Annotated in this window: 11 protein-coding genes; 9 read left to right on the top strand and 2 right to left on the bottom strand. The window is 36.7% G+C overall.

Features of this window, described 5'->3' with window-relative positions; genetic code table 11:
- Positions 1–18 precede the first annotated feature (18 nt).
- From istB to VIHSUH07_RS09585, 7 genes are all read left to right on the top strand, one after another.
- Positions 19–774 (top strand): IS21-like element helper ATPase IstB, encoded by a 756-nt coding sequence (gene istB / locus VIHSUH07_RS09615; RefSeq protein ID WP_005382493.1) that lies wholly within the window; start codon positions 19–21, stop codon positions 772–774.
- An 89-nt stretch (positions 775–863) separates the two neighbouring features.
- Entirely contained in the window at positions 864–1109 is a 246-nt protein-coding gene (locus VIHSUH07_RS09610; RefSeq protein ID WP_016476385.1) for a hypothetical protein, read from the top strand.
- 79 nt (positions 1110–1188) lie between these two features.
- Complete coding sequence (locus VIHSUH07_RS09605; protein ID WP_233187851.1) at positions 1189–1560, top strand: barstar family protein; 372 nt, start codon at positions 1189–1191, stop codon at positions 1558–1560.
- Positions 1561–1667: 107 nt separating this feature from the next.
- The gene (locus VIHSUH07_RS09600) at positions 1668–2666 is read left to right on the top strand and encodes a DUF805 domain-containing protein (RefSeq protein WP_105084767.1); all 999 of its coding nucleotides are present in this window, start codon (positions 1668–1670) and stop codon (positions 2664–2666) included.
- 175 nt (positions 2667–2841) lie between these two features.
- Positions 2842–3093 carry a hypothetical protein gene (locus VIHSUH07_RS09595; RefSeq protein ID WP_005384158.1) on the top strand — a complete coding sequence of 84 codons (252 nt, stop codon included), beginning with the start codon at positions 2842–2844 and terminating at the stop codon, positions 3091–3093.
- A gap of 44 nt (positions 3094–3137) precedes the next feature.
- Positions 3138–3971, top strand: coding sequence for a hypothetical protein (locus VIHSUH07_RS09590; RefSeq protein WP_060807417.1), 834 nt, complete (start codon positions 3138–3140; stop codon positions 3969–3971).
- A gap of 115 nt (positions 3972–4086) precedes the next feature.
- Positions 4087–4428: a hypothetical protein gene (locus VIHSUH07_RS09585; RefSeq protein WP_005384156.1), complete on the top strand. Its 342-nt coding sequence runs from the start codon at positions 4087–4089 to the stop codon at positions 4426–4428.
- A 202-nt stretch (positions 4429–4630) separates the two neighbouring features.
- Here the strand turns inward: VIHSUH07_RS09585 and VIHSUH07_RS09580 are convergent, their stop codons facing one another.
- The gene (locus VIHSUH07_RS09580; RefSeq protein WP_038124673.1) at positions 4631–5986 is read right to left on the bottom strand and encodes a class II fumarate hydratase; all 1356 of its coding nucleotides are present in this window, start codon (positions 5984–5986) and stop codon (positions 4631–4633) included.
- A gap of 279 nt (positions 5987–6265) precedes the next feature.
- Here VIHSUH07_RS09580 and VIHSUH07_RS09575 point away from each other — a divergent pair, with 279 nt between their 5' ends.
- Positions 6266–8350 (top strand): OPT family oligopeptide transporter, encoded by a 2085-nt coding sequence (locus tag VIHSUH07_RS09575; protein ID WP_105084766.1) that lies wholly within the window; start codon positions 6266–6268, stop codon positions 8348–8350.
- A gap of 10 nt (positions 8351–8360) precedes the next feature.
- Entirely contained in the window at positions 8361–9188 is an 828-nt protein-coding gene (locus VIHSUH07_RS09570) for a hypothetical protein (RefSeq protein WP_005375770.1), read from the top strand.
- Positions 9189–9396: 208 nt separating this feature from the next.
- On the opposite strand, the gene VIHSUH07_RS09565 is transcribed toward VIHSUH07_RS09570, so the two are convergent.
- The gene (locus VIHSUH07_RS09565) at positions 9397–10716 is read right to left on the bottom strand and encodes an S-layer homology domain-containing protein (protein ID WP_105084765.1); all 1320 of its coding nucleotides are present in this window, start codon (positions 10714–10716) and stop codon (positions 9397–9399) included.
- Positions 10717–10795: the final 79 nt, after the last annotated feature.

The following is a 10795-nucleotide window of genomic DNA, read 5'->3' as shown; positions in this document are numbered from 1 at the left end:
AAAAGATAGGAGCTATCTATGACACTACAGACTAATTACCAACGCTTACAAGATAATCTAGCATATCTAAAACTAAAACAATGCATGTTACACCTAGATGAAACAATTGAATTAGCTAATACACAGAGCTTATCTCATATTGAGTGGTTATTGAAGCTGAGTGATTACGAAGTTGATATTAAACGACAAAACGTAATTAACCATATGGTGAAAATTAGTAATTTTCCTCATTTGAAAACACTAGCTGATTTTGAATTTTCATTTCAACCACAAATTAACGAAATGCAAATTAAGGATTTAGCATCATTAGGATTCATGGAACAAGCTGAAAACATTGTATTTCTTGGCTCTAGCGGAGTGGGGAAAACACATTTAGCTACATCACTAGGTATTGAAAGCTCTCGTAACAGACGAAGCACCTATTTTATTAAATGCCATGATTTAATTCAAAACCTTAAGAGTGCAAAAGATGAAGGACGATTAGAAACTCGGCTCAAGCATTATGCACGCTACCAATTACTCATCATTGATGAAATTGGCTATTTACCGTTACAACCAGGTGATGCTAACTTACTATTTCAAATTATTGATAGACGGTACGAAAAGAAAAGTACCATCGTAACGTCTAACATTAATTTTGATGAGTGGGCTACCATTTTACATGATGAGCGAGTAGCTAATGCTATTGTTGATCGATTACTTCACCATGCACATGTGATTAGCATAACTGGAGATTCATACCGGTTACGAAACCATATGCAACAGAAGGAATAACTGTACATTGTACATCGTCAAAATTGTACATTCTTATATTGACATTTACAAATATATTTGGACTAATAGAGGGAGCTATCAACAAAACCATGAATCGATTGAATGAAATACGAAGTTACTTGGCTATGAATGAAGAAATTGAATTTTCATATAAAGGATTAGAATGTTTTATAACTCCAAATAATGTTATTTGGGAATTTTGGGTTAATGATGAATGTGTCATTAAAGAACCTGATTTAGATACTTTTTTAACGATACCCTGCTTAGAAGGATATACAATAAGCGATATTTTTGCTAATGAACTGTATGATGAAAAATCTTTGTATATTTTCTGAGTTCTGAATAGATAGAGGTCATAAACAAGTGAACTATATAAATAAATTAACATATGTCTCTTATGACGGATTTATAGAAATGGATAATCTACGTAATAACTATGATTCTGTTTTAGAGCTTGATTGTAAAGATATAACAACAGAAGATAAGTTCTGGTTTTATTTCGGATTATATTTTAACTTTCCTACACGGGTTGATAATTGGGCTGCTTTTTCCGATTGGATGAGAGATTTAGCATTTTGGGATAGAAATAAATCTATTCTAATAATCTTTAAAAATATTGATGAGTTATTTTGTAGAAATCTAACATTACAATCCTTAGCTATGTCAGTCTTTTGGGAAGAAGTATTACCATATTGGGAGAATGAAGTAATAAAAGTAACGAGTGGATCGATGCAGCCACGTCAATTTGATGTATATTGTGTCATGAGTCAATATGATGATTTTTAGTACTTTTGCTTGATATAGTATTTTTATCGGTTTTTAATTTACGCAAAAGCAGTAGTTTGATAGAATAGTAGACTTAATTATTGGAATTTAGATGAAGATTAAAAAGTATGAGACAGTTTTTAGTTGATGAATTCAGAAAGTTTAAGATTGAAGTAGTAGAGTTAATTCAATATGTAAGTAAATTTAAAACACTTACGATGAATATACAAACTTATCTTTCAATAGCTCTACTAGTTTTTTTAGGGATAGATACTAATGTATTTATACTATCTCTTATTCCGGGGATAACGTATACACAATATGATTACAATATGATATCTTATGTTGGTGCTATTCTTTATGCTCTTTATATATTTAGTATAAATTATATGAGATTGAATTATTATGAAAAAGATTCTTTTAATTGGCTTAATGTCGTTATAATAATTTTTTTAATAGTGGTTTTGCTATTAGGGAATAGTATTACTATTTCTAGTTCTAATTTTAGGTTTGCAAGCACTACTGACTATATATTTGGGAATGAGGTACTATGGAGCGTAGATACACCTGAATTGTTCTTTCCTTTTTTGTACGGGACTCTTCTACTTTTTACATTTGGAATTGATAAATTATGGTCTAATTCTGATGTTATTGAAACTAATGGGATTATTTTTGATAATAAAGTTATTGATGTATGGTGGGGAAACAGAAATGATTTAACCGATGGACAGATTAAGACTTTAAAGTTGTATTATAGCCGTCAAGATAACTATCCTTTCTGGGTTGATATCTATAAAAGTATTTTAATTGATAGCCTATGGTTTTATGGGCGTAGTACTGTTCGTCAGTGGCATATGTTCAATGTGTTCTTAGCCTTTATTATGTATAATTTTGTGGTAACTTATACGATTGAAACTTCCGTTTTAAGATATGCGTTATACATTTATCTTATATATACTGTAATTACAATGATATGTAGACGCTTGATAGATAGCAATAGCAGTATTTTCTGGCTTTTGTGTTTGTTTGTGCCTTTGGTTAATATATACGTACTATACTTGTTATATAATAAAACTTCGGCAGTATATGATCAGGAAAGTAACTCAATCTTTTATTATCCTTTATAACTAAAAGAGGGGTTGGGATGGAATCTGATAAACTTATATTTCATCTGCCCCCCTTTTCACGTTAATTAAGCAAATGGTTTGAAAATGGCAAGCGTAATAATTTTAATATCAGTATTTATATGGTGAATGGTAGAGAGCATATTCGACGAGATAAATTATGGAGGAATAAACATCAATGAGTGACTCAGATGCTTCTTTATATGATGAAGTTATTGAAGGTTTGAGGTGTAACAGGGAGTTAGAAATATATTATAATGATTCCACATATGGGCTTGTTACTTATGGGGCGTTATGGCAACTCTGGAAAGATGAGGATCTTTTAGCAGAATGTAATGATTTTTTACCATTATTAGAAAATCTGTTAATAAATGGGAGGAGTTTAAAAGATATTATAGAGCAGAGAGAGTGTGGATTACTTTTAATGTAAGAAGGCCTGAATTATAATCTAATGAAATTATAGAAGGAATGTAGATGATAGAATTAGAACCTATTAAGCAGATAAAAAGTCCAAGTTCAGAAAATGTTATAATTTTTGCTTTGCGATGTGTAAATTATATGATTATAAATGATAAACTTAATGGTTTAATTGTTTTGGACCTAGAGTGGAGAGAAGTTAATAGAATTTATATAGGCGAACAATTATTACTTATTGAAGCAATTTACACAGATATGGTGAGAAATAAAATTGTATTTAAGTTAGAGTCGTCTTTATGCTTTGTAGATATTGATACCCATTTTGTTAAGTTAATACCTATTCCAAAAAATATTAAGGAATTCTATTTTTATCAGTTATATAAATTTAGTGATGACATAATTTTAATGCGTACCAACAAAGGCATAGTATCTTTGTCATTGATTGATTATTCTGTTCGTATTATAGATGAAATAGCAGACTATGATGAAAAATTTGCATATTTTGTTTATGAAAGTGAAATAAAAGAGTCATTTCCTCATAATGAAAAATTAGTGTGTTTGGATGCAAATAATATTACGATATTAGATGATCTTAAAAAGATTCAGATTCAAAACACTATTTCTGTTCCGTATTTTGACGTATTTGTGACTGATAAATATGGTTTAGCTGTTGCAGAGAATCAATTACAGATTTTTAATCTCAATGGAGATATAAAAAGCAAGATATTATCATATAAAAGACCATGGTATGGTGGGCGAGCTGATATAGTTGAAAAAGATGATGGACTTCATTTATATGTTATAAGCCATAATGATTTGGAAGAATTAACAAGTCTTTCAGAATATATAATTTCATTTGATAAGATACCTAATCATGTAGTGTTATTATAAGATTTATATTTAGAAAGTCGTTGCTAGAAATATCGGTTCTTTTGTATCTGTTACGGTGAGTGAGCGTGTGCTACAGATAAAATTAAATCTGATTAAAAAAGGATATAGATAGGTAATGCTTCAGGACTTAATTATAATAATAGGAATAATATTTTTTGCATACAAATTAATTACTCATGAAGGTAAGCTTTCATTAGCCAGAATTGTGGCAATGTTAGGTATGTCTATATGGCTTGGGTTAGGTTTACTTCATGAAGTCGTTTCGATATTTGTATTATTCTTTTGGTCTTCAGTTGTTATGGGGATTTCTTTAATCGGAATGTATTATATACCTAGTAGTGAAAATTATGATGCGGTTGAAACACAAAAGCATCAAAAATTATTTAAAGGCGCTTTATACTCTTGGTTATTTCTAGTAGCCTTATACATATATTTATATGTTTTAACCTATTATTAAATATTATACTTTTACTTGGATTTGCTTGGTGGGAGTTTTTGCAAGGGAGAGAATTTGTGAGAAATAAGGTGAAACCACAAAAGGACGCTATAGTCTAATCTTCAGTAGTATATACTGAATGATTTAGAACTATGGCGTCCTTTTTTCCGTTCATTTGAGGTATGAGAGGATGTTATAGATATGTCAAAGAGATGTGAGAGGTTTATTTCATGCGAACTGCTTCAGCAAATTCGTCTTCGGTCATGAGTTTTTCTTCCAAGATGATTTCTTTGATAGAGCAACCGCGTTTGTATGCTTCTTTTACGACCTTAGCACTCTTATCGTAGCCGATGTATGGTGTTAAGGAAGTAGCAATCATAAGGGATTGTTCTACGAAGAATTTAAGTTTTTCAGGTACGAATTCTACGCCGTCGATGCAGTGTGTAGTGAAGGAATTCATCGCATCTGCGAGGAGGCGACAGCTTTCAACAAAATCATAGATCATGATAGGCATGTACACGTTCAATTGGAATGCGCCGCTGCCTGCACAAAGTGTCATGGTTGTATTGATGCCGAATACTTGGGCACATACCATAGCAAGAGCTTCGCATTGGGTAGGGTTAACCTTACCTGGCATGATGGAGGAACCCGGTTCGTTTTCAGGAAGATGCCATTCGCCATAGCCACAGCGAGGGCCAGAGCCTAAGAAACGGACATCGTTCGCAATCTTAAACAATGTAGTAGCCAATGTGTTAAGTGCGCCGTGAGCCATCATGAACGCATCTTTCAAGGATAGGCCTTGGAATTTATTATTCTTAACGCGGAATGGAGCGCCTGTTACTTCTGGCAATACGGTTTCCATAACGTCTAGATATCCCTTAGGTGTGTTTACACCTGTACCAACGGCAGTGCCGCCAAGAGCAACGTCGAGTAGATAATCAGCGTTTTGAAGGAGCATCGTTTTGGCAGTTTTTAGGCCGTCTACAAAGGCACTAATTTCTTGATCTACCATGATGAAAGTAGCATCTTGTAGGTGAGTACGACCAACCTTTTGCAAGCCTTTACCTTTTTCTTGCAATTTTTCAAAGGATACAATAAGGCCGTCCAATGCAGGAATTACGCGTTTTGTAATTTCAAAGTACGCACAGATATGCATTGCTGTTGGGAATGTATCATTTGTACTTTGGCCGCGGTTTACATCGTCGTTAGGATGAAGTGGATTAGATTCATCTAACTGTTTAGCCCGGTGAGCGATAACTTCGTTTACATTCATGTTTGTTTGTGTGCCAGAACCTGTTTGGAATACGGTCAATGGGAATTCATCATCCCATTTGCCGTCCACGATTTCATCTACTACTTGAGCAATGAGTTTCGCTTTTTCCTCAGTTACTGCGCCACATTTTGCATTGGTTAAAGCACATGCTTTTTTGACAAGCGCAAGCGCTTTGATTTGTTCAATAGGGATGCGGTGGTCACCGATCTTAAAGTTATTGAACGAGCGTTGCGTTTGAGGTCCGTAAATTCGTCTAGCGTCGACTTCGACTGGTCCCATTGAATCATATTCAATTCTTGTTTCCATAATGTTTACAACCTCCTTAAAAGACATGCCGACCTTATCGTCGGTTCCTTTCTATTATATACAGAAAAACGAAAAAATATAATAGAAAATGATAATAAATACCAATTAGATATAATGCGTACATGGCTATTACCTTTATACATATTTGATTTATATCTATAAATTTGTGTATACATAGCACATATATGGTTATATTTATTGTCAACATCGCTTTAACACGATAAAATGAATATAGCTTATAGTTAGTTTTATTTAATTTATAAGAGGAGGTAAGTACTTATGAAACATGATTTTATGAGCCATGACCTTCACTTGCCGGAACTTACGTTGCGTGGGATGTTATTAGGTGCATTGATCACTCTAATATTTACGGCATCTAACGTATACTTAGGTTTGAAGGTCGGTTTGACATTCTCGTCATCCATCCCGGCAGCCATTATCTCAATGGCAATTTTACGTTTCTTCAAGGATTCTAACGTTCTTGAAAACAACATGGTACAAACGCAAGCATCTGCAGCTGGTACCTTATCTGCAATTATTTTTATCTTGCCAGGTCTTTTAATGCTTGGTTATTGGCAAGGGTTCCCATTCTGGCAAACATTCTTGATTTGCGCATGCGGTGGTTCCCTCGGTGTGTTATTCACCATTCCATTGCGCCGTGCTATGGTAGTGAACAGTGACCTACCATATCCAGAAGGCCGCGCAGCAGCCGAAATCTTGAAGGTCGGTTCTCACAATGGTGGTGAAGTTGCTAAATCTGGTTCCGGTATGGCAGACATCGTTTCCGGTGGTGCTGTAGCTGGTATCATCAGCCTTTGCGCTAACGGCTTCAAAGTTCTTGGCGATAGCATGAGCTTCTGGCTTCCAGTAGGCAGCAAAGGGATTACTCAAATTCCATTGGGCTTCTCCACAGCGTTGTTAGGTGCTGGTTACCTTATCGGTATCGCATCTGGTATTGCTATCCTCGTTGGTGTTCTCATCGCGTGGGCTGGCTTTGTACCTTACTTGACTAACGTGTTTGCTCCAGATGGTGGTGCAACTGCAAAATTTGCTATGGGTATCTGGAAATCTAAAGTTCGCTTTATCGGTGCTGGTGCTATCGGTATCGCAGCGATTTGGACATTGATTACCTTGATTAAACCTATCATCGAAGGTATGAAGATTTCCGTTAAATCCATGAATAGCAGCGCTGCTGAACGCGAAACGCATCGCATGGATACAGATATGAGTACAAAATCTGTATTGATCGTATTTGCCATCATCCTTATCGGTTTGGTTATTACGTTCTGGGATTTCGTATCCGCTGTACCTATCAGTGCAGGCTTGATGTGGACACTTGTTGTAGTAGGGGTTGTCGTGGCCTTGTTAATCGGCTTCTTCGTAGCTGCAGCATGTGGTTACATGGCAGGTCTTATCGGTACATCTGCATCTCCAATCTCTGGTATTGGTATCCTAGCAACTATTATTTCTTCTCTAGTGGTATACTTCATCGCTTCTGAAAATAATTTGTTTGCTACCGAAGCAGGCGTTCAATTTGCTACAGCTATGGCTATCTTCATGACATCCGTAGTTATTGCTATTGCATCTATCTCTAACGATAACTTGCAAGACTTGAAAACTGGTCAACTCGTTGGTGCTACACCTTGGCGTCAACAAATTGCATTGTTACTTGGTTCCGTAGCCGGTGCAGTTGCAATTGCTCCAGTTCTTAACTTGTTATACCAAGCATATGGTTTCACAGGTGCGTTGCCTCGTGCTGAAATGGATCCAAATGCAGCATTATCTGCTCCTCAAGCAACATTGATGACTACAATTGCTCAAGGTATTTTCAATGCTAGTATGGATTGGAATTACATCTTGATCGGCGTTGGTGTTGGCGTAGTAGCAATCATTGTTAACTTGATTCTTAAGAGCACAACTGCTTCCTTAACATTGCCTCCATTGGCTGTTGGTATGGGTATCTACTTGCCTCCAACATTGGAAGTACCTCTTATTATCGGTTCTTTCTTGAGCTATTTCGTAGGTCGTTACCTCATTGCTCGCGCTAAAATGCGTGCCGGTGAATTGGCTGAATACGATGTAGAACAATCTAATCGTCGTGGCGTTCTATTTGCGTCTGGTTTGATTGTTGGTGAAAGCTTGATTGGTGTAATCATAGCTGTTATTATTGTATTGTCAGTTACAACTGGTGGTGGTGAATCTCCACTTGAATTAGTTGGTCCTGAATTTGAAAGTACAGCTGGTTGGTTAGGTCTACTTGCTTTCATCTTCTCTGCGTTCTATCTAGTTCGTCGTGTTGTAACTCACAAATTTGATAAAGCAGAAGCTCTCGCTATGAAAGCAGAGCAAGAACAAGCAAAGTAAGAGGTTAACCATGAAATTAAAACAGACTGTTCTCATCATGATGGCTGCCGCATTGCCACTCACATCTATGGCAGCCGCTAGTGAAACGATTCCTGTAACAAAGGATACTGGTGCTGTAGTAGCACAAAATAATCGTCACGATGTGACATATCGTCTCTCTAGCACGGCTACGCCAGAGCAAAACAAAAAATTACGTTCTGTAGCGAATAAAACTGATCGTGGTACTATCGAAGTGGTAGCGCCAAATGCAGATCGTTATATGGATCGTAAAGAGGTAGGCGTATCTCCTGTAGATGCGACTACAGATCATTTGAATCTCGTATTCCCAGAGGTTAAATCTGTTAGCCCTATCGTTGAAAAAGCCATCAATACAACGATTAAGAAATACGTGTCCAAGGTTCAAAATGACACTCAAAAATTGAACGAAAAAGAATCCAATAAAACGAATGTCATCATGTACTATGATGTAAAAACGGATAAAAATGGTATCTTTAGCGTTTTGATTCACACCTATACAATGCGTGATGGCGATGCAAATGGTGTAAATTATGTAAAAGGCTTTACATTCAATACTACAACAGGTCGTCAATTATCCTTGTATGACCTTGGTGGTTTGAATAAGAAGGAACTCGTTAATGCTATCAACAATAATCAACAAGTGAAGGATGCAGTTGGTGCGAATGCTACATTCGACAAAATGCCATCTGAATTCTACACAACTGAAGATTATTCGGTAGTGATGATTCTTCAACAAGATGTGGATACAATCCATAGTGCTGGTACCGTGTATGTACCAGTTGGCAATTTGCGCGACCGTCAAAATGATGTGACCAAATAACAAAACTAACTATATGTGTCTGTATTGTTAAACAATGCAAGGTGCGTAGCACCAAAAAGGGTACACAGACTGTTTTATGTGGTATAGAACTTAATACTTACTAAAAAGCCCCTCCGCGATGTGCGGAGGGGCTTTTGTGTGTATTGTTCTATATGAAGAATAGGGGGATAGGACAAAAAAAGACAGCCCCGAAGGGCTGCTTAACGAATTATTTAGTTGGTTTTAATGGTAATGGGAATTGGATTGTCGTAGTCGGAATTTCTTCAGACGGTGTTTGAACAATTACCTTCTTACCAAATTTCTTTTTAAATACCTTTACTGTTCCAGGTTGTACAGAATCAGCCGTAATAACTAATACAGATGTATCATCTGTTGGTAAAATACTAATGATTTTACCTTGAGGTTCTTTATTTTGATAAAGCGCCAATGCATCGGATTGGAGGTCTTCTAATTGGGCTTGTGTCAATTTGCCTTGACTTACAATTAATGCATTATCGAGTTGTGGATCGTGAGCATCAGCTAGTGCTGTATGAACTGTATCAAAGTGTTTTTTGTCCACTACAGAAACGTGCAATTTACCTTCCTTCCAGAAGAGAGCGCCATCGTTTCTAAATTGTGTGAAGTCTTGACCATAGTGAAGGGCATGGCTGATGACATTGGATGTTTTTCGTTCCACTTGTTGACGGTAGAGCGCATTGTGGAATGCCAATGCTTGTGGTGTTTGTGTCATACGGTAGGAAATTTCAGCCGCCTCTGCACGGGTTACGTATTTTTCTGGGTTAAACATCGTGCCTGGTGCATAGTTGGTAAATCCTAAGTATGCTAATTCACGCACTGCGTCTTGTGCCCAAGGGGCTACGAATTTTTGGTCCCCATACGCTACTTGATCGAGTACAGTAGGGTCATCTGTTGTATAGCCTAGATAATGTAGGTAGTTATCTGCTACCACAGCAAATTCTTGGCGGGACATATATTTTTCAGGTTTATATGTAGTGTCGCCATAGCCAGAGATGATATTCTTGCGCGCTACTGATTCAATAGCGAGGGCAGACCAACGGTCGGATGTAATATCTTTAAAGTGACTAGAGATGAACGCTGCTTGGCCATCATCGGTAATGTTGTTGAATAGGGAGGCCACTTCTTCGCGTGTCATTGGTTGATTAGGACGGAATGTGCCATCCGCATAGCCTTTCATCAATTTAGCCTTTGCTACGGCACTAATTGATTTAGAAGCCCAAAAATCACTTGGTACATCGGAGAAGATGTATGGTCGCACATCTTGGATATCCTTTGGAGACGTAACAACGCCGGAGCGAAGTTGTTGATTAACAACAGTATTAGCAGGTACAGCAGTTTTGTTTTGTTCAGTAGCTGTTGTATCTTGAACTGTTGCCGTTGTTGTTACAGTATGTTGCGCTGGATTAGCGTTTGGTGTTTGTGCCGGTGTAGCGGCAAATGCCATACCGGATGTAGTAAGTAAAGCGGACAGGATGAGAGCCCGTAATGTGTGTGTTGATACCTGTTGCATACATATCCTTCTTAATCATGTGGTAAATATATCAAAAACAGCGTTAGATAACGCTGTTTTTGAAGTCCCCTTAAGGACT

This window comes from Veillonella sp. T34266-5, assembly GCF_002959815.1.
Classification (GTDB): Bacteria; Bacillota; Negativicutes; order Veillonellales; family Veillonellaceae; genus Veillonella; species Veillonella atypica.
This window is presented reverse-complemented; position numbering and strand designations above follow the sequence as displayed.